The 17,764-nt window shown below is 64.8% G+C and carries 16 protein-coding genes, 2 tRNA genes and 1 pseudogene; 13 read left to right on the plus strand and 6 right to left on the minus strand.

Annotated features, from left to right (window positions below):
• Window positions 1-31: 31 nt before the first annotated feature.
• On the plus strand, window positions 32-1,198 hold the full coding sequence (locus tag ACT3SZ_RS09320) for a MazG nucleotide pyrophosphohydrolase domain-containing protein (protein ID WP_444618259.1): 1,167 nt from the start codon (window positions 32-34) through the stop codon (window positions 1,196-1,198).
• Here the strand turns inward: ACT3SZ_RS09320 and ACT3SZ_RS09325 are convergent.
• Genes ACT3SZ_RS09325 through ACT3SZ_RS09335 form a run of 3 tightly spaced genes read right to left on the minus strand, consistent with a single transcriptional unit; the run spans window position 1,152 to window position 3,618 of the window.
• Window positions 1,152-2,033 (minus strand): metal ABC transporter permease, encoded by an 882-nt coding sequence (locus tag ACT3SZ_RS09325; RefSeq protein ID WP_444618260.1) that lies wholly within the window; start codon window positions 2,031-2,033, stop codon window positions 1,152-1,154. The two genes, ACT3SZ_RS09320 and ACT3SZ_RS09325, sit on opposite strands and share 47 nt — an antisense overlap.
• Complete coding sequence (locus tag ACT3SZ_RS09330; RefSeq protein WP_444618261.1) at window positions 2,033-2,698, minus strand: metal ABC transporter ATP-binding protein; 666 nt, start codon at window positions 2,696-2,698, stop codon at window positions 2,033-2,035. The genes ACT3SZ_RS09325 and ACT3SZ_RS09330 overlap by 1 nt, the downstream gene beginning before the upstream one ends.
• Window positions 2,695-3,618, minus strand: a complete 924-nt coding sequence (locus ACT3SZ_RS09335) for a metal ABC transporter substrate-binding protein (RefSeq protein WP_444618262.1) — start codon at window positions 3,616-3,618, stop codon at window positions 2,695-2,697. Before ACT3SZ_RS09335 ends, ACT3SZ_RS09330 begins: the two co-directional genes overlap by 4 nt.
• Window positions 3,619-3,718: 100 nt before the next feature.
• On the opposite strand from ACT3SZ_RS09335, the gene ACT3SZ_RS09340 reads away from it, so the two are divergent.
• The 7 genes from ACT3SZ_RS09340 (at window position 3,719) to ACT3SZ_RS09370 (ending at window position 8,852) form a co-directional block, all read left to right on the plus strand.
• Window positions 3,719-4,390 (plus strand): metal-dependent transcriptional regulator, encoded by a 672-nt coding sequence (locus ACT3SZ_RS09340; RefSeq protein ID WP_444618263.1) that lies wholly within the window; start codon window positions 3,719-3,721, stop codon window positions 4,388-4,390.
• Window positions 4,387-5,106 carry a lytic transglycosylase domain-containing protein gene (locus ACT3SZ_RS09345; protein WP_444618264.1) on the plus strand — a complete coding sequence of 240 codons (720 nt, stop codon included), beginning with the start codon at window positions 4,387-4,389 and terminating at the stop codon, window positions 5,104-5,106. Before ACT3SZ_RS09340 ends, ACT3SZ_RS09345 begins: the two co-directional genes overlap by 4 nt.
• A 77-nt stretch (window positions 5,107-5,183) precedes the next feature.
• On the plus strand, window positions 5,184-6,464 hold the full coding sequence (eno, locus tag ACT3SZ_RS09350) for a phosphopyruvate hydratase (RefSeq protein ID WP_301443158.1): 1,281 nt from the start codon (window positions 5,184-5,186) through the stop codon (window positions 6,462-6,464).
• A gap of 30 nt (window positions 6,465-6,494) precedes the next feature.
• A complete protein-coding gene (locus ACT3SZ_RS09355) occupies window positions 6,495-7,217 on the plus strand; it encodes an FtsB family cell division protein (protein WP_444618265.1) in 723 nt (240 codons plus the stop codon).
• Window positions 7,218-7,255: 38 nt separating this feature from the next.
• Window positions 7,256-7,813 carry a DUF501 domain-containing protein gene (locus ACT3SZ_RS09360; protein WP_444618353.1) on the plus strand — a complete coding sequence of 186 codons (558 nt, stop codon included), beginning with the start codon at window positions 7,256-7,258 and terminating at the stop codon, window positions 7,811-7,813.
• Window positions 7,810-8,769, plus strand: a complete 960-nt coding sequence (locus ACT3SZ_RS09365; protein WP_444618266.1) for a Ppx/GppA phosphatase family protein — start codon at window positions 7,810-7,812, stop codon at window positions 8,767-8,769. Before ACT3SZ_RS09360 ends, ACT3SZ_RS09365 begins: the two co-directional genes overlap by 4 nt.
• A 9-nt stretch (window positions 8,770-8,778) precedes the next feature.
• Window positions 8,779-8,852 (plus strand) — tRNA-Leu (locus ACT3SZ_RS09370).
• Window positions 8,853-9,074: 222 nt separating this feature from the next.
• On the opposite strand, the gene ACT3SZ_RS09375 is transcribed toward ACT3SZ_RS09370, so the two are convergent.
• Window positions 9,075-10,628 (minus strand): SLC13 family permease, encoded by a 1,554-nt coding sequence (locus ACT3SZ_RS09375; protein WP_444618267.1) that lies wholly within the window; start codon window positions 10,626-10,628, stop codon window positions 9,075-9,077.
• Complete coding sequence (locus ACT3SZ_RS09380; protein ID WP_444618268.1) at window positions 10,625-12,001, minus strand: class-II fumarase/aspartase family protein; 1,377 nt, start codon at window positions 11,999-12,001, stop codon at window positions 10,625-10,627. Before ACT3SZ_RS09380 ends, ACT3SZ_RS09375 begins: the two co-directional genes overlap by 4 nt.
• A 1,081-nt stretch (window positions 12,002-13,082) precedes the next feature.
• On the opposite strand from ACT3SZ_RS09380, the gene ACT3SZ_RS09385 reads away from it, so the two are divergent.
• From ACT3SZ_RS09385 to ACT3SZ_RS09405, 5 genes and pseudogenes are all read left to right on the plus strand, one after another.
• The gene (locus ACT3SZ_RS09385; RefSeq protein ID WP_444618269.1) at window positions 13,083-14,063 is read left to right on the plus strand and encodes a LacI family DNA-binding transcriptional regulator; all 981 of its coding nucleotides are present in this window, start codon (window positions 13,083-13,085) and stop codon (window positions 14,061-14,063) included.
• 116 nt (window positions 14,064-14,179) lie between these two features.
• Window positions 14,180-14,635, plus strand: coding sequence for a TSUP family transporter (locus ACT3SZ_RS09390; protein WP_444618270.1), 456 nt, complete (start codon window positions 14,180-14,182; stop codon window positions 14,633-14,635).
• A gap of 58 nt (window positions 14,636-14,693) precedes the next feature.
• Window positions 14,694-15,212 (plus strand): annotated as a pseudogene (locus ACT3SZ_RS09395) (Ppx/GppA phosphatase family protein); the annotation flags it as partial.
• 9 nt (window positions 15,213-15,221) lie between these two features.
• Window positions 15,222-15,295, plus strand: a tRNA-Leu gene (locus ACT3SZ_RS09400).
• A 506-nt stretch (window positions 15,296-15,801) separates the two neighbouring features.
• The gene (locus ACT3SZ_RS09405; RefSeq protein WP_444618271.1) at window positions 15,802-16,554 is read left to right on the plus strand and encodes a sulfite exporter TauE/SafE family protein; all 753 of its coding nucleotides are present in this window, start codon (window positions 15,802-15,804) and stop codon (window positions 16,552-16,554) included.
• 4 nt (window positions 16,555-16,558) lie between these two features.
• Here ACT3SZ_RS09405 and ACT3SZ_RS09410 read toward each other — a convergent pair whose 3' ends face one another.
• A complete protein-coding gene (locus tag ACT3SZ_RS09410) occupies window positions 16,559-17,710 on the minus strand; it encodes an SPFH domain-containing protein (protein ID WP_444618272.1) in 1,152 nt (383 codons plus the stop codon).
• Window positions 17,711-17,764: the final 54 nt, after the last annotated feature.

Raw genomic sequence — 17,764 nt, forward strand, 5'->3', positions numbered from 1 at the left:
GACCGAACGGTGAACCGGTACACTGACCTCCATGTCCGTCGTGCTGCTGGATCCCAGGTTCCCCGCGATGCTGCCTGTCGAGGCGGTACCGCTGCTCGGTGATGACGTCTGCTACACCGAGGAGGTGCCGGTCCGCATCCGCTGGGTCATCGCCGACCTCGGTGGACACACCGTCGACGACACCGACGTGATCGTCACCACCGACCTCGCCAATGAGGCCGTCGCTGAGCGCCTTGAGCGCGGCGATGTGCTGGTCAAGGCACCCAGCCTGCTGATGGAGATGGCCGGTGACCGGGAGATCGAGGCACCGGGCGCCGCCGAGGCGCCCGTGCCGGAGATCGACTACTCCGGTGGCGGCGTCGTGGACGGGGAGATCGTCGGCACGGACGATCACACCGCCGCGGTCGCCGGGATGCGGCGCACCTCGCGCACCGAGGTGCCGTCCTCGGTGATCGACGAGGTCGAGGACGCGGTGGCGTTGATGACCCGGGCGATGAGGCAGGGGGAGTGGGAGCAGTCCCAGACCCACCGCAGCCTGCTGGCCTACCTGCGCGAGGAGACCGAGGAGCTCGCTGAAGTCATCGACCGGCTCGCCGAGGATGGCTCCGATGAGCAGTCCGATGAACAGGAACTGTGCCGCGAGCTGGCCGATATCCTGCTGCAGGTGCTCTTCCACGCCGAGATCGCCAACCAGCGCGGCTCCTTCGACATCGGCCACGTGGCCGGTGCTTTCGTCGCCAAGATGCGCTCGCGTGCGCCGTACCTCTTCGAGGACGTGGAGCGTCCGGTGTCCCGCGAAGAGCAGGACCGGCTGTGGGCCGAGGGCCGTGCCGCCGAGGGCAAGCCTCCCTACAAGCCCGAACCCACCCCGGAAATCACCGAGAACACCGGGCGGCAGGAGCCGCATGCCTCCAGCTTCGCGGCGGTGCACACCCCGGAGGCTGCGGCACCTGCCGCGCCGGCTGCGCCGTCGGCTCTGTCGGCAGCCGAGGAGGTCATCATCCTGGCCCGCGGGCACGGCTTGCACGACTCGGAGATCCCCACCGACATCCGCTTCCCGATGATCGGGCTGGAGCGCGACAATGTTGGCGACTCCGACAACCGACTGATCGGTGCGGTCGAGGAGTTCCGCCGGGAGCTGGAGCACCGTTTCAGTGGTGAGCCGGCACAGGAGGCACCGGAGGGCTGGGGGAAGTAGCCCGGCGCACCGCGGTAGTGACCAGTCCCTCCCGCGGAGCGAAGAGGTAGACCAGCACGAAGAAACCGGCCTGGACCAGCACGATCGATCCGCCGGTGGACACATCCAGGTAGAAGCTCGCCCAGATGCCGACGATCGAGCTGACCCAGGCCACGGCCGGGGCGATGAGCATCATGCGTCCGATGCGTCTGGTGAGCAGGTAGGCCGTGGCACCCGGGGTGATCAGCAGGGCGACGACGAGGATCACACCCACCGCCTGCATCGAGGCGACCACCACCAGCGCCAGGCACACCATCACCGTCCAGCGGATCAGCCCGGTCGGCATGCCGACGATGCGGGAATGCTCGGCGTCGAAGGCCCAGGCGGTGATGTTGCGGCGCATCACCAGCATCACCACCAGCGCGACCGTGCCGAAGACGAGCACCTGCACCAGGGAGTCGTGGGTGATGCCGAGCAGGTTGCCGAAGAGAATCTCCTGCAGGTTCGTACCCGCCGGGGTCACCGACGACAGCACCAGTCCCAGGGCGAACAGCGCGGTGAAGATCACGCCGATGGCGGTATCGCCCTTCAGCGTGGTGCGTCTCCCCACCGCACCGACCATGCCGACGGCCAGCAGGGCGGCGATGAGCGCGCCCACGGCGAAAGGCCAGCCGAGGATATAGGACACCACCACACCCGGCAGCACGGCGTGGGACACCGCATCGCCCATCAGCGACCAGCCGATCAACACCAACCAGCAGGACAATAGCCCGGCGGTCACCGCGGTGACCGTGGCCACCAGCAGGGCGCGCTGGATGAACCCGTACTGCAGGGGTTCCAGCAGTAACTCGACCATCAGTGCACCATCCTGTCCAGGACGTCCGACGGGGCGCCGTGGGCGACCACGGTGCGCTGCAGCAGGGTGGCGGTATCGCACAGCCCGGGTACGGACGCCAGGTCGTGGGTGGCGATGAGCACGCACCGGCCGTCGTCGGCCAGGGTGCGCAGCAGGTCGGAGACGGTGCGCTGGCTCGGCCGATCCACGCCGGCGAAGGGTTCGTCCAGCAGCACCGTCGCGGCGTCCTGCGCCAGCCCGCGGGCGACGAAGGCGCGCTTTCGCTGCCCGCCGGAGAGCTGGCCGATCTGGCGTCCGGCGAGGTCGGTGAGGTCGGTGCGGGCCAGGGCGTCGTCCACGGCGCGGCGGTCGGCGGCGCGCGGACGCCGCAACGGGCCCATGTGCCCGTGGCGTCCGGCCGTGACCACGTCGCGCACGCTCACCGGGAACGTCCAGTCGACCTTCTCGGACTGCGGGACATAGGCGACGGGGCCGGGGACGCGCACCGTGCCGGCGTCCGGCCGGATGGAACCGGTGAGCACGCCGAAGAGCGTGGACTTGCCGGCGCCGTTGATACCGACCAGGCCATGGACGGCGCCGGCGGGCAGGGTGAGGCAGACGTCCTGCAGGGCCTGGACCTGCCCGTAGGTCACCGAGACGTGCTGCAGATCGATCGCCGGGGTCACTGCTGACCACCCTGCTCGCCACCTAAGCCGGCGACGATGGTGTCGACGTCGTGACGGATGAGGTCGAGGTAGGTCGGGGCATCGCCGTCGGCATCGGTCAGCGAGTCGACGTAGAGGGTGCCGCCGTCCTGCGCGCCGGTCTCGCGGATGAGCTGCTCCTTCGGGCCGGGGTCCACGGTGGATTCGCAGAAGACCGCGGGGACGTCGTTGTCGCGGACCACGTCGGCGGCGTCCCGGACCTGGGCCGGGGTGATCTGCGCGGAGGAATTGACCGGCCAGATGTAACTCTCGGTCAGTCCGGCGTCCGCGGTGAGGTAACTGAATGCGCCCTCGCAGGTCTGCAGCACGCGCTGGTTCTCCGGCAGGTGGGCGAGGCCGTCGACGAGGTCGCTGCGCACCTCGTCGAGCTGTTCCCTGTAGGACGCCGCGTTGGCGCGGAAGGTGTCGGCGTCCGCCGGGCGGTGGTCGCTGAGGGCGTCGGCGATGTTGTCGACGTAGGACGTCGCCAGCGTCGGACTCATCCAGGCGTGCGGGTTCGGCTCGTCCGTGCCGGCGATGGGCAGCGGGTCGATGCCCTCGGTGACGGTGACGCGGGTGGCGTCCGAATCGGCGGTGAGTTTGTCGACCCAGTTCTCCAGACCCAGCCCGTTGCTCAGGATCACCTCGGCGCCGGCGGCGGTGCGGATGTCGCCGGGGGTGGGGTCGTAGCCGTGGATCTCCGCGCCGGGGCGGGTCAGCGAGGCGACCTCGAGGGTATCGCCGGCGACCTGCTGGGCCATGTCGGCCAGGATCGTGAAGGTGGCGAGCACCTGCGGGGTGTCGTCGGATGTTGCATTGCTGCAGGCAGTGAGGCCGCAGGCGGCGGCGAGTACGGCGGCGGCAGGGGTACTTCTCACGTGAGTTCTCCTCGTTGCTGTCATGAGTTCAATAGGGCGAACTCTATACTTTCACGTTGGGAACTTGCAAACATGCGCCGAAGTGGCGGCAGAACGGAGGTCAGGGTGGGGTAAAGTCTCCGCCATGCATGTCACCGATCTGCCCGACCGGTCGCAGGACTACCTCAAGAAGATCTACGACCTCCAGGAGTGGGACCGCAGCGGCGCGTCCCTCTCCGTCCTCGCCGACGAACTGGGGCAACGTCGCTCCACCGCCTCGGAGGCCGTCAAGCGGCTGGTCGCCGAAGGCCTCGTGGTCCACGCGCCGTACGGTGACATCACACTCAGCGACGACGGGCGCCGCCTGGCGTTGCAGATGGTGCGGCGCCACCGCCTGATCGAGACCTATTTGCTGCGCGAACTCGACTACGGCGTCGACGAGGTCCACGACGAGGCCGAGGTGCTCGAACACGCCGTGTCCGATACCTTCATCGCCCGCATCGACACGATCATGGGCCACCCCGTGCGCGACCCGCACGGCGACCCGATCCCCGATGACGAGGGCACCATCACCGCGCCGGAGACCCGGCCCCTGGCCGAGGCGACCGAGGGTCAACGCCTGCTCGTCGACCGGGTCAGCGACCGCGATGGCGCGCTGCTGCGCTACCTGCAGGACAACGGCATCGCCCCCGGCGTCCACCTGGTGGTCGGGGAGCGTCCCTACCCGGATATGGCCGTGCTCGGCGTCGACGGGCGCGACGTCCAGCTGTCCGTCGCCTCCCTGTCGGCGATCCTGTGCCGCGCGGAGGAGGCGTGACTGCAGGGGACACCGGGAGCACTGGAGTAGAACGCGCCCGTCCCAGCGGACGTGCAGGCTGCGGCGGGTTCCTCGGCCTGCTCATCACCGTGTTGCTGGTGGTGATCGTGGTCGGCGTCTTCCTCGTCGACGAGCAGGAGCCCGAGGAAGAACGCGTCCCGGTGCCCGACGATGTCCCGCCGGCCCGCGCGGTGAGGGTGCACGACGTTGCCGCCACCGCCGAGACGCTGGCGATCCCCGAGGACCACCTCGAGGGCTACATCGCCGGCGCGCAGACCGCCGCGAACGAGTTCCCGTCCTGCAACCTGGCCTGGAACACCCTGGCCGGCATCGGGTACGTGGAATCCCACCACGGCACCTACGGTGCCGGTGCCGACGGCGGGCAGATCATCGGCCCGCGGCTGGACGGTTCGGGCAGCTTCATGGAGATCCCCGACACCGACAACGGCGAACTCGACGGCGACCCCGAGTACGACCGGGCGGTGGGGCCGATGCAGTTCCTCCCCGAAACGTGGGGGACCTACGGTGCCGGGGGAGACCCCCACGACATCGCCGACGCCGCCGCGGCGTCCGGCCGTCTGCTCTGCGGAAACGACCGCGACCTCGACACCACCGACGGGTGGACCCGGGCGCTGTTCGCCTACAACCGCTCCGAGGAGTACATGATCGAGGTGCGCGACGCCGCGGCGAACTACGCCCTCGGCCAAGCTGCCTGACGCACCGGCGGCGGATAGGGCAGAATGGTGGTGTCTGATATCCACCGACATTCCCAGCCGAGGAGGCTGACAGCCACATGGCCGAAATCATGCAGATCATCGCCCGCGAAATCCTGGACTCCCGTGGTAATCCGACCGTCGAGGTCGAGGTCGGTCTGGACGACGGCTCCGTCGGCCGCGCCGCCGTGCCCTCCGGTGCCTCGACCGGTGTCCACGAGGCCCACGAGCTGCGCGACGGTGGCGACCGCTACCTCGGCAAGGGCGTGCTCGAGGCCGTCCGCAACGTCATCGACGAGATCGACGAGGCTCTCGCCGGACTCGAAGCCGACGACCAGCGTCTCGTCGACCAGGCCATGATCGAGCTGGACGGCACCCCCAACAAGTCCCGTCTCGGCGCGAACGCCATCCTGGGCGTGTCCATGGCCGTGGCCAAGGCCGCCGCCGAGTCCGCCGGCCTGCAGCTCTTCCGCTACGTGGGCGGCCCCAACGGCCACGTCCTGCCGGTGCCGATGATGAACATCCTCAACGGTGGCGCTCACGCCGACTCCGGTGTGGACGTCCAGGAGTTCATGATCGCCCCGATCGGTGCGGAGACCTTCAGCGAGGCCCTGCGCATCGGCGCCGAGGTCTACCACTCCCTGAAGAAGGTCCTCAAGGACAAGGGCCTGTCCACCGGCCTGGGTGACGAGGGCGGCTTCGCCCCCTCCGTCGACTCCACCCGCGCCGCGCTCGACGTCATCGACGAGGCCATCTCTGCCGCCGGTTACACCCTCGGCACCGATGTCGCCCTGGCGCTGGACGTCGCCGCCTCCGAGTTCTACGAGGACGGCCACTACAACTTCGAGGGTGGCAAGCGCACCGCCGAGGAGATGGCCAAGGTCTACGGCGAGCTCGTCGACGAGTACGCCCTGGTCTCCATCGAGGACCCGCTGCACGAGGACGACTGGGAGGGTTGGGCGAAGCTCACCGCCGAGATCGGCGACAAGGTCCAGCTCGTCGGCGACGACCTCTTCGTCACCAACCCGGAGCGTCTGCGCCGCGGTATCGACGAGGATGTCGCCAACGCCCTGCTGGTCAAGGTCAACCAGATCGGTACCCTCACCGAGACCTTCGACGCGGTCGCCCTGGCCCACAACTCCGGCTACAAGACCATGATGTCGCACCGCTCCGGTGAGACCGAGGACACCACCATCGCCGACCTGGCCGTCGCCCTGAACTGCGGCCAGATCAAGACCGGTGCCCCGGCCCGTTCCGAGCGCGTGGCCAAGTACAACCAGCTGCTGCGCATCGAGAGCTACCTGGAAGGTGCCGCCGTCTACGCCGGCGCTTCCGCCTTCCCGCGGTTCACTGCGAAGTAGTCGCGCGGCAACGGGCTAGTATCGTCCCCTATGGGAACGCGTGACCGGAGGGACCGGGAAGACACGAGACCGTCGGACGAGCGCGACAGCGCCCGGACCGACGGTCCCGGTCTGCCACGACCACGGTCCGTGGAGGGCCGTGACCGCCGCCAGCGCGAGGTGCGTCAGGCGCCCCGCAAACTGGCCCGCTCCTTCGTGGAGCTGCCGAAGAAGGTCAACCCGCTGGTCACCGTCGCGGTGATCCTGGTGCTCGCCTTCGTCGCCCTGTCCGTGGCCACTCCGCTGCGCAACTACTTCCAACAGCGCGCCGAACTCGCCGAGGTCAATGCCACGATCGAGCGTCAGCTCGCCGAGCGCGATGATCTCAACGAGGAACTCGACCGCTACAACAGCGAGGCCTACGTCCGCGAACAGGCACGCACCCGCCTGGGTGTCGTGGAGCCGGGGGAGTCGGCCTTCAGGCTGATGGACCCGCGCATCGACACCAGTTCACCGACCGATCCCGGCATGGAGCAGGACGAAACCGAGCCGGACCCCTGGTACACCCAGCTGTGGGGTTCGGTCGCCACGCCGGACGACGAGGACGACGGTGACGGCTCCGGTGACGAGGGGCAGGACGGTGGCTCCGATGGCGGTTCCGGTAATCTGCCGATTGATCCAGACCAGCCGGAGGACCCCGCCCAGGAGGGCGACCCGGACCTGCAGCGCGAACTGCAGGAGCAGCAGCAACAGCAACAGCAGGGAGCACAGTAGTGACTGAGAGTACCGTCAGCGACGCCGACTACGAGACCATGTCCCGTCAGCTCGGACGCAAGATCCGTGGCGCGATCGAGGTCTCTTACCGCACGCCGGACGGCGCGCCGGCCGTGGTGAAGACCGCCCCGCGGCTGCCGGACGGCACCCCGTTCCCCACGCTGTACTACCTCACCGACCCGCGGCTCACCGCCGAGGCGTCCCGCCTGGAGGTCGCCGGTGTGATGCGCACGATGCAGGCGCGGCTGGGGGAGGACGCCGAGCTCGCCGCCGACTACCAGGCGGCCCACGAGCACTTCCTCGCCGAGCGCAACGCCATCGAATCCCTGGGAACTGACTTCTCCGGCGGCGGCATGCCCGACCGAGTGAAGTGCCTGCACGTGCTCATCGCGTACGCACTTGCCGAGGGGCCGTCGCGGGTGCGGCTCGGCACCGAGGCCGTGGCCCTGGCCGCCGCGCACACCCCGAAGCTGTCCGGCACCGCCATCCCCGCGGACTGGCCGACGCCCGAAGACCTCGGTACGTCCATCGAGGCTGCTTTCGACGAGCACGTCGACGAAATGACCTATGACCGTTCTGACGAGGAGGACCAGTGACTGGCACCTACGCCGCCATCGACTGCGGTACGAATTCCATCCGTCTGCTGATCAGCGAGGTTCTTGAGGACGGGACGTTGCGGGAGATCAACCGCGACAACATCATCGTCCGACTCGGCCAGGGGGTGGACGCCACGGGGCGTTTTGCTGATGCTGCGCTGGACCGCGTCGACGAGGCGCTGGGCATCTACGCTGACCGGATGATCATGAACGGTGTCACCGACGTGATGATGGGGGCCACCTCGGCCACGCGTGACGCGGAGAACCGCGAGGACTTCTTCGCCATCACCCGCCGTCACCTGGGTCGGGTGGCTCCTGGTGTGCAGGCTGAGGTTGTCTCCGGGGTGCGCGAGGCGCAGTTGTCCTTCGCCGGCGCGGTGGCCGACCTGGGTGAGGTCGACGGCCCGGTCTGCGTGATCGACCTGGGCGGCGGCTCCACCGAGTTCGTCGTCGACGCCTACGGCGACGGATCGGGCCAGGCGTACTCGGCGGATATGGGCTGTGTGCGGCTCACCGAGCGTTACCTGCACTCCGTGCCGCCCACCGACGAGGAGATTGCCGAGGCGCGCACCTACGTCGACGGGCTGATGGAAACCGTGGAGGCGAACGTGGATCTGGGGTCCGTCGCCCGCGTGGTCGGGGTGGCGGGCACGGTGACCACTGTGGCCGCGATCCAGAAGGGGCTGAGCGAGTACAACCCGGAGCGGACCCACATGTCGGATCTGGACCTGGAGGAGTTCCGGTCCACGGCGCGTTCCCTGCTGGGGGAGACTGTGGAGCAGCGGCGCGCGCATGCGGCGATGCACCCGGGCCGTGCGGACGTGATCGGTGGCGGCGCGATCGTGATCGACGCCTTTGCGTCCCGCTTTCTGGACCGGGGCCTGACGTCGATCACGGTGAGTGAGAAGGATATCCTTGACGGTATCCTCGCCGAGGTCATCGAGCGCAACAGTTAGCGCGCTCCCGCCCCTATAGCCCAATTGGCAGAGGCAGCGGACTTAAAATCCGCGCAGTGTCGGTTCGAGTCCGACTGGGGGCACTGAATTTTCCGATGACGACATCAACCATTGCAGACGATGTCAGATTCGATCACCTACTTCGCGTCGGGCCAGCGTGCTCAAGGTGACCTGTCGATAGCAGATAACATCGTGCTAGCGAGAGCGGGGGACGATTCTTTAGTGGAAACCTTGGCCGGATTCCCATGTCGTCTCCAGGACGATGACTTCTTCGGACTTCTTGGCGGTGCCCTTCTAGCACGGCCTTAGTTGAAGACAAAGAGCATAATGCTCATTGCAAGGCCGATGATAAGCACGATACTGATTAAGTCGCAGATAACTCCAGTCCGTACCATCCTGCTGATCGGTACCATCCCAGAGCCGTAGACAATCGCATTCGGCGGGGTGGATATCGGCAGCATCGCGCCTGAAGACGCCGCAATAATTCCAGCCATTGCGGGGACTACGGGATCAATGTTCGCCGCTGTGGCGATCGGGATGATGATGGGAAGTAGGATTCCCACGCTAGCAGTGTTGCTGACGGTCTCGGATACGACAAGTCCGAACACTACCGCGAGCGTAGTGAGGGCAAATGTAGTGCTCACTCCCGTCACGTCGGCCAATCCATTTCCAAGAGTGGTCGCGAGCTCCGTCTGGGTCATCATCGACCCGAAAGTAAGCCCTGCTCCGACCAGTAGAACCGTTCCCCAATCAATCTTCACTGCATCCGGCCAAGAAAGAACTGGTTGCCTCCCGCCGCGACGAGCGGGAATGCAGAACAAGAGTGCGGCACCGATCACCGGAATTGCTCCCTCATTCAGGTGGTCGCTGAGATTGATCATCCAAGCGGGTGGTGAGGATAGAAAATCAACGAGGCTCGGCGCGATCCATAGAACGACTACTGTTCCGAAAATCGATATAACGGCCTTTTCGGCAAAGCTCATACGTCCAAGACTCTTCAGCTGTTCTTGGAATATCTCCTGCCCATTGGGAATGTGGCGTACTTCGGGTCGATTTAATAGACAAACAATAACCGCCATTATGAATCCCATGATAGCAATATAGGGAACGGAGATGATCATCCAATCCACGAAGTTGATCGTGGTTCCCGTCTGTTGCTCGATCAAACCTCGACCGATGAGGTTGGCTGGCCCACTGACCGGAGTGAGTAGCCCTCCTACGGACGCACCGTACGCAATGCTGAGCATGATCAAGCAGGAGAAGCGTAGCTCGCTAACCGTTTTCTCGGGATGCGCCTCCTGGATAATCTTTCCTACCGTCCCGGCAATGCCGATACCGATAGGAAGTAGCATCGCTGCCGTTGCAGAGCTGGAGATAAAGCCCGAAATAGCGAGGGCAACTGCGCCGAACGCCAGCGCGGTGCGGTAAGTACTGTGTCCTACTCCGGGGAGGGAAAGAACACTCAGAGCGAATCTTCGATCAAGGCCGTGAACGGTCATGGCTCGGGCAATCATGAATGCCCCGATCACGAGAAAGATGGTGGTCGATCCGAATGCTCCGAAGATTTCCGCCGCCGGGGCCACTCCCAGTACAACCAGTAGGGAGATTCCAAGAAGAGCCGTTACGGGGATCGGGAGTGCCTCTGTGAGCCACAGCAGTATCACCAGGCCAAGCACTGCAAGTAGATTCTGCTGCTCAGTAGCTAGGCTCGTGGGAACTAGGAGAGCGATGAGAAGAATGGGAAGGGCGAGCCAAGTACCCAATAGTCTTCTGATTCTATCGGCCTTGTTTTCTTGCGAGGATAGGGGGGTTGCTCCCGCTTTATCGGGTGCCGATTTTGTGGTGGAAGAGGTTGTCATCGGTTACTCCCTTCTTCTGGAGTTTTGCGAACCGCCTCATTCCAATGCGTGACTGCGGTTGCCGAAATATCCACGGACTCTCCGAGGTATCCTTCTGTGCCATTGATGGCGGCTAGCACAGAGCTATCGTGCCCGGCTTCTTGTGCTTCGGTCAGAAGGGCTTCGGTGAGAGTCTCGTTGTTTTGACGGGCCCTCTGGGAGGCCTCGTACACGAGCTCGTGGGCATCTTCTCGTCCCAGATGTTCTGCGAGGAGTATCATGTGCGCTTCGGCCATGATTAGTCCGTGGTCGAGGGAGAGGTTCTCTTTCATTCTATCTGGATCGACTCGGAGGCCGGTCGCGAGATCGGCTGTCTCAGCGACCGTACTGCCCGTCAGTACCGCGATTCTGGGGAGAACTTCCCATTCCAATTGCCACTCTCCGGCCGCTCGTTCATGACCGGCCTCTTGAATTCTGCTCATGGTTGACGCTAGTCCGGCGACCGACTGCGAGAGCCCAATGATGGCCTCTGAGGAGATGGGGTTTACTTTCTGGGGCATGGTCGAAGAGGCGCCCCGGTGGCTATCGAATTTCTCGAAAACTTCCCCAATTTCGGTTCGTGAGAGATCCACGACGTTTCGCGCCAACCTGGCGCAGGTGGCGGATATTTCGGCGTAGAGGTGGCCAAACTCGGCGAGTCGGTCCCTCGATGTGTGCCAAGGCACGGTCGAATTGGACAGGTTCAAACGTCCTGCGACAGCAGCGCGGATCTCTGATGCGTTGGCCCCATATGCGGCGCCCGTTCCTCCTGCGCCTCCGAGGGAAACGGTAGCGAGCCTACCTCGGGTTTCGTGCAATCGATTCAGATGACGGGCGAATTCGTCGAGCACCGTGGCTAGTGATGCGCCGAGAGTAGTGGGGACTGCGTGCTGGGCATGGGTTCTTGCCGGCATGATCGTATGGCTGTGTGCCCGAATGAGAGTCGCGATGGCATTGCCGCATTCACTCACTTGTTCCTGTAGAAGATCAAGGGAATCGATGAGCTGAAGTACCAGGCCGGTGTCCATGATGTCCTGGGTCGTCGCCCCGTAGTGCACCCGTCCGTTAGGTCCAGAGGGGAGAGCGCGCGATATCTCCTGGACTAGGCCAAGAATCGGATAACCTACGTTCTTTGCGCTGGTCCAGAGTCGGCTGGTGTCGACGTTGTCGAGTGTCGCAGCCGCGGTGATGGCGTCTGCATCTTCCTGGCTGAGGACTCCGACTGAGGCCTGTCCCTGGGCGAGCGCAGCCTCGACTCTTAGCCAACTGACGATTGTTGCTTCCTCGGAGAATATGGACTGCTGGGAGCTGTCGGCGTAGAGGTGGCTGAGGAGGGTGAAGGTGTCTCGTGACATAGGGACCTTTCAGTGAAATCGATTCCACATCGGTCACCAGGGGGTGACCCGCGTCATATGAAATCGTTTCCATAGTATGGAGGCTGATGGGACGCCAGTCAACCCCCAGTTGAGACTGTTCTCCTGTTCTGCGGTGTTGCGAGTCGGTGCAAGGGCCCCCGAAAAGGCTCTTAGCAGCGGTGGAATCGGAATCAAGTTGTGGACTGCACGGCACGGAGAGCCCGTTCACTGGAGGGGTAGGCCTGTGCCCGGCGTTGCTCCCGGTCCAATGCATCTGCTGCGTCGCAATCCGGGTGTCGGGGCCATTCGTCTACAAGTCGACGCTATCGGTGGCGTCGATCTTCCGTGTTTCCCTCTGGGCGTGCTGGGAGGGAGCAGAGCGTCGCCGTTGACCGAAGCGGCCTGGACTTGTCGCCGGTGGCTGAGGTTCCGATGGAAGGCATCCCGCGCCGACATCGGTCCGCTGTTGGCAACCGGTAGGCCCACTGGGGTACGGCAGCGGTCTCAGTTGGTTGCGTATTTCAGCGGCCCCGTGGTTTAGGGGGGTTGGCTCATGTGGCGCCCTATTAGGGCGGGGTAGCGTTGCGGAAATCCATCATGTTCGATGTAGCGTCCACGATCGGTCACGATTCAACTACCCTTGAGAACGAGTTCGCGGTTCGACCAGCCGGATTGTCAATCGCCTGTTGCGTCGGTCTGGTAGGTCGCCCTGACTCGTGCGGGCAGGTATGTTCTGCAGGCCGGTAAGGGGACGGTTCTGGACTGGTGAAGCCAGTATCTATTTGGTTCGTGGTTGTTTGCGATGAAGGCCTAGGCAAACGCACGAGGCCTTCAGAGGTCCGGCGTCGGTGTTGGGGGTTTTCGCCGGGGCCGGGGTACTCTTCATAGACTGTCGTTTGCGCGTCGTAGGTGCTAGAGAACGTTCGAAGTGGCAATGTCAACTCGGACCTCGACGCAACTTCGTCTTTGGATGCATATGTTGAGGTAGGTTCGTGTGGGATCAGGCAATTAGTTTTGTCGGTCTTGGCTGATTTATCGATTGGATGGATTGGTACAGTAATACCCGATAAGGAGCGGTGCAGTGGTTAAGATCCGTGATGTAGCCCAGCGTGCGGGCGTGGGCGTGAGCACGGTTTCCCGAACTCTGAACGAGAGTGGGTACGTTGATCCGGCGACTCGGAAGCGAGTTCTCACTGCGGTGGAAGAGCTCGGGTACAGGCCGAATGCCGTCGCGCGGGCCCTGCGGTCACGCAGGACTGGGACGGTGGGGTTCATTGTCCCAGACCTCCGCAATCAATTCTATGCCGAAGGATCTGCCGTGCTCCAGTCCAGTCTGGAAGAGGCCGGATACCAGCTTCTCGTTGGCGTCAGTCGTAATGATCTCGAAGTGGAGAAACGATGTTTCTCAGCATTTCATGATCAGCGGGTCGATGCTGTGGTGAGCATTCCAGTTGGTGAAACTTTGCCAGGAGGCCAGGGTGTTCCTGTCATTGAGATGAATCGGTGGACGAGAAATTCCGAACGTGATTCCGTGGTGTCCGATGAAGTGACCGGGTTAACTCGGCTGACGCGTGTGCTTCTTTCTGCTGGTCACCGTAACATCGCCTTGATGGTGGGTCCGCCGAGGTGGTCGACTGCGGTGAACAGAGCGGAAGGGTTCACGCGTGCACTAGATGAGTTCCCAGATTCTTCCGGTCAGGTATTTTCCGGGGAGTTCTCGGCTAGTTGGGGCAGAGAAGCCGCTGCTGAGGTGCTGGCATCGGGTGTCACTGGGATTGTAGTGGCAAGTAGTGCGATAATGGAGGGTTTTGCAGACCACTGTTCGTCTGTGGGTGTCAGAATTCCGGAGGATTTCTCGGTGGTATCAGTCGGTGATCCACCATGGTTTGGATTCTGGCAATCAGGTATTACCACCTATGCGCCTGATCTCGGAAAAATAGGTGACGTTACCGCACAGCGGGTTCTAGTGAGGCTTGGCGAAGAATCGCGATCGCAGGACCCTGTCCATCTCGTCGTGGATGGAGAAATAAAGGAACGAGGGTCGGTCGCTGGGCTAGCGTAGGCGCATGCGTCCAATGGAGTCCGTGCACTAGGGCGCCACTGGGTAGCGAGGAAAAGGGTGCGTATCAAAGAACCATTTTTCAATGGCACGATAGTGTTGCTATTTGCTGTGAGGTCGTGGCCACCGCCGCGATCGTACCCGTCCTCGCGGTGACTTTGTTCCAGCCCGACCAGGCTCGACTGTCCGAGCACTCCCGGGCCCCGATGTTTATCGCCGGTGCGGCCGGTGGGTTCATGAGCACCGTCGCAGGCATTGCCGCCCCCGCCTTCACCGTCTACGCCCGCCTGACCGGCTGGGACTACCGCGACTTCGTGGCCACGCTGCACCCGGTGATCATGGTCGCCGACACCCTGTCGTTCCTGCTGAAGATCGTGATCCTCGACGGACTCGACGTCGGTGGTCTGCCCTGGTGGCTGTGGGCTATCACCATCGCGGCGATCTTCGTCGGCGCTTGGTTCGGCGACCGGCTCTACGACCGCATCTCCAGCGAGGGCACCAGGATGATCGCCACCGTGCTTGCCTTTGCAGGGGCCGTGACCCTGGTGGTCAACGGCGTCCTCGCGCTGGGGTAGGGGCCTCAGTCGACCGTGGCGACGTCGCCGCCACGGGAACCGGCGCGGCGGCGGTTCCACCGAGTTCGTCGTCGATGCTTACGGCGACGGATCGGGCCAGGCGTACTCGGCGGATATGGGCTGTGTGCGTCTCACCGAGCGTTACCTGCACTCCGTGCCGCCCACCGACGAGGAGATTGCTGAGGCGCGGGCCTACGTCGACGGGCTGATGGAGACCGTGGAGGCGAACGTGGACTTGGGGTCGGTCGCCCGCGTGGTCGGGGTGGCGGGCACGGTGACCACCGTGGCCGCGATCCAGAAGGGGCTGAGCGAGTACAACCCGGAGCAGACCCACATGTCGGATCTGGACCTGGAGGCGTTCCGGTCCACGGCGCGTTCCCTGCTGGGGGAGACTGTGGAGCAGCGGCGCGAGCATGCGGCGATGCACCCGGGCCGTGCGGACGTGATCGGTGGCGGTGCGATCGTGATCGATGCCTTTGCGTCCCGCTTCCTGGACCGGGGGCTGACGTCGATCACGGTGAGTGAGAAGGATATTCTTGACGGTATCCTCGCCGAGGTCATCGAGCGCAATAGTTAGCGCGCTCCCGCCCCTATAGCCCAATTGGCAGAGGCAGCGGACTTAAAATCCGCGCAGTGTCGGTTCGAGTCCGACTGGGGGCACCGAATTTTCCCGTCGGGTGGGTCGAGGGACAGGTCAGCCGGCGGGGGACAGACTCAACGGCTAGAGCCGTTCGAGTTGAAGCTGAATACCTGCTTGCCGGCCTCGGGCGGATCGTTCCGGAACTCCCTGGGCACCCGCTTGTCACCGCGATCCGATAACAGGGACCAAACGTTCACGTTCTTGACCTTGTTTCCCAGACGATGGAGAAATGATTTACCGGGCATGGCACGATCCCTTCTCTTGGGGTGGGTTACAACGTTAGCAGGTGGGCAGGCGGCGTGACCCTGAATCGCCGTCCGCGAAGCACCGACGAGGGCCGGTCCTGGGGCCCACGCTCGCGTGCACGATTCGGTCTTTTCGTGCCAAGAATTGGGCGGATCCGGCACGCGACGCGGGGTCGCTCCGCGGGCACCGGGTGCGGCAGGGTCGTGGCAGGAAAGCAGACTCGCCCGGAAGTCCATGTAGTGCCGTCGGACCCACCGGGCCCCGTCTATGCTGTGAGATCGTGTCCACCGCCGCGATCGTCCTCGTCCTCGCCGTCCTCATCGGGGCGGTTCTCCAGCGGATCACCGGCATGGGGGTCGGTCTCGTCGCGGGGCCCGTGCTGTCGGTCGTCCTCGGACCCGCCGCCGGCGTCACCGTGGTCAACGGACTGTCCACCGTCAACGCGGTGAACAACGCCTGGGCGGTACGCAAACGTACCGACTGGCGCCGCTTCACCTTCCTCGCCGGGGGACTGCTGATCGGCTCGCTGCCGGCGGTGTTCGTGGTGATGATGATCGACGGCCCGTGGTTGCTGATCACCGTCGGTGTGCTCGTGCTCCTCGCCCTTGCGGTGACCTTGTTCCAGCCCGACCAGGCTCGACTGTCCGAGCACTCCCGTGTCCCCATGCTCATCGCCGGTGCGGCCGGTGGGTTCATGAGCACCGTCGCCGGCATTGCGGCGCCGGCGTTCACCGTCTACGCCCGCCTGACCGGCTGGGACTACCGCGACTTCGTGGCCACGCTGCACCCGGTGATCATGGTCGCCAACACCCTGTCGTTCCTGTTGAAGATCGTGATCCTCGGCGGACTCGACGTCGGCGGTCTGCCCTGGTGGTTGTGGGCGGTCACCATTGCGGCGATCTTCATCGGTGCCTGGTTCGGTGACCGGCTCTACGACCGTATCTCCAGTGAGGGCACCAGGAAGATCGCCACCGTGCTCGCGTTCGCCGGTGCCGTGACCCTGGTGGTCAACGGCGTCCTCGCGTTGGGGTAGGGGGTTAGTCGACCGTGGCGACGTCGCCGCCGCGCGCGCCGGCGGCGGTCTCGCGCAGGTTCGGGATCACCGCGGCGAACTGCCCGAGCAGCTTCGTCAGGTCCTGACCCTCGCCGACCATCGTCAGGTTCGCACCGGTCAGGCCCTCGGCCATGGCGGTGAAGATCTCCGGCAGCTGGTCGACGACCTGCTTGTCCAGGATCACCCCGTTGTTGGACGCCACGGCCTCGGCCTCCGTGCGCAGGGCGGTGGCCTTCGCCTCGGCATTGATGCGGGTGCGCTCGGCCTCCGCCTCGGCCGGCTTGATGACCTCGGTGATCAGCTCCTGCTCACGCAGCGACGCCTGCGACTGCGCCAGACGGGCCTGCTCCTCGGCGACCTCACGGTCGGTGACTGCCCGACGCTGAGCCAGGGCAGCCTGTGCGGCGATGACCTGCTCCTGGGCCTCGGCCTCGGCGCGGGGGCCCGCGGCGTCCGCCTCGGCCTTCGCTGCGGCGATCTCCTTGGTGTTCTCGGCGACCTTGGTGTCCGTCTCGCGCTGGAAGTCGGACTTGCGACGCTCGGACTTCTGCTGCTCCTCGGCGATCTCCGCGTCGCGCTGGGCCTCGGCCACGGCACGCTCACGCTGCACGCGGGCGAGCTCGGGGGCAGACAGGGCCTGGATGTAGCCGTTCGGATCGCTGATGGAGTTGATTTGGAAGCTGTCGATCTGCCAGCCGAAGCGCAGCATCCGCGGCTCGGCGTTGGAGAGCACCTGGCTGGCAAGGGCGGTGCGGTCGGAGATCATCTCCTCCACGGTGAGCTGCCCGATCATCGCGCGGGTCTCACCGGAGAAGATGTCCTGCGCGGTGGACACGATCTGGCCGGTGTCGACGCCCAGGAAACGGTTCGCGGCCTCGATGACGCTGTTCTTCTCGGCGGTCACGGAGAACACCACGGAAGCCTCGACGTCCACGTCCACGTTCTGCTTCGACTGGGCGCGCACCGCGATGTTCACGGTGTTCGCGCCGATGTGGAAGCGCTGGACCCGGTGCAGCACCGGCACCGACCAGGCACCGCCGCCGATGACGACCCGGTAGGGGTTGTCGGGCTTGCGGGCGATCATGCCACCGGTGATCAGCAGGGCCTCGGTGGGCTTGGGGACGTCGTAGAGCATGCTTCTCTCTTTCGTGAGGAATGTGTGGAGAATCGTGGAGAATTAGTGAGACGG

The organism is Corynebacterium sp. AOP40-9SA-29 (assembly GCF_052377405.1).
GTDB lineage: Bacteria > Actinomycetota > Actinomycetes > Mycobacteriales > Mycobacteriaceae > Corynebacterium.

Excerpts from the sequence above, each read along its gene's own strand:
- ACT3SZ_RS09325 (WP_444618260.1), bottom strand. The coding sequence starts at position 2,033 with ATGGTCGAGTTACTGCTGGAACCCCTGCAGTACGGGTTCATCCAGCGC.
- ACT3SZ_RS09355 (WP_444618265.1), top strand. The coding sequence starts at position 6,495 with ATGGGAACGCGTGACCGGAGGGACCGGGAAGACACGAGACCGTCGGAC.
- ACT3SZ_RS09340 (WP_444618263.1), top strand. The coding sequence starts at position 3,719 with ATGCATGTCACCGATCTGCCCGACCGGTCGCAGGACTACCTCAAGAAG.
- ACT3SZ_RS09320 (WP_444618259.1), top strand. The coding sequence starts at position 32 with ATGTCCGTCGTGCTGCTGGATCCCAGGTTCCCCGCGATGCTGCCTGTC.
- ACT3SZ_RS09335 (WP_444618262.1), bottom strand. The coding sequence starts at position 3,618 with ATGACAGCAACGAGGAGAACTCACGTGAGAAGTACCCCTGCCGCCGCC.
- ACT3SZ_RS09375 (WP_444618267.1), bottom strand. The coding sequence starts at position 10,628 with ATGACAACCTCTTCCACCACAAAATCGGCACCCGATAAAGCGGGAGCA.
- ACT3SZ_RS09410 (WP_444618272.1), bottom strand. The coding sequence starts at position 17,710 with ATGCTCTACGACGTCCCCAAGCCCACCGAGGCCCTGCTGATCACCGGT.
- eno (WP_301443158.1), top strand. The coding sequence starts at position 5,184 with ATGGCCGAAATCATGCAGATCATCGCCCGCGAAATCCTGGACTCCCGT.
- ACT3SZ_RS09380 (WP_444618268.1), bottom strand. The coding sequence starts at position 12,001 with ATGTCACGAGACACCTTCACCCTCCTCAGCCACCTCTACGCCGACAGC.
- ACT3SZ_RS09360 (WP_444618353.1), top strand. The coding sequence starts at position 7,256 with ATGTCCCGTCAGCTCGGACGCAAGATCCGTGGCGCGATCGAGGTCTCT.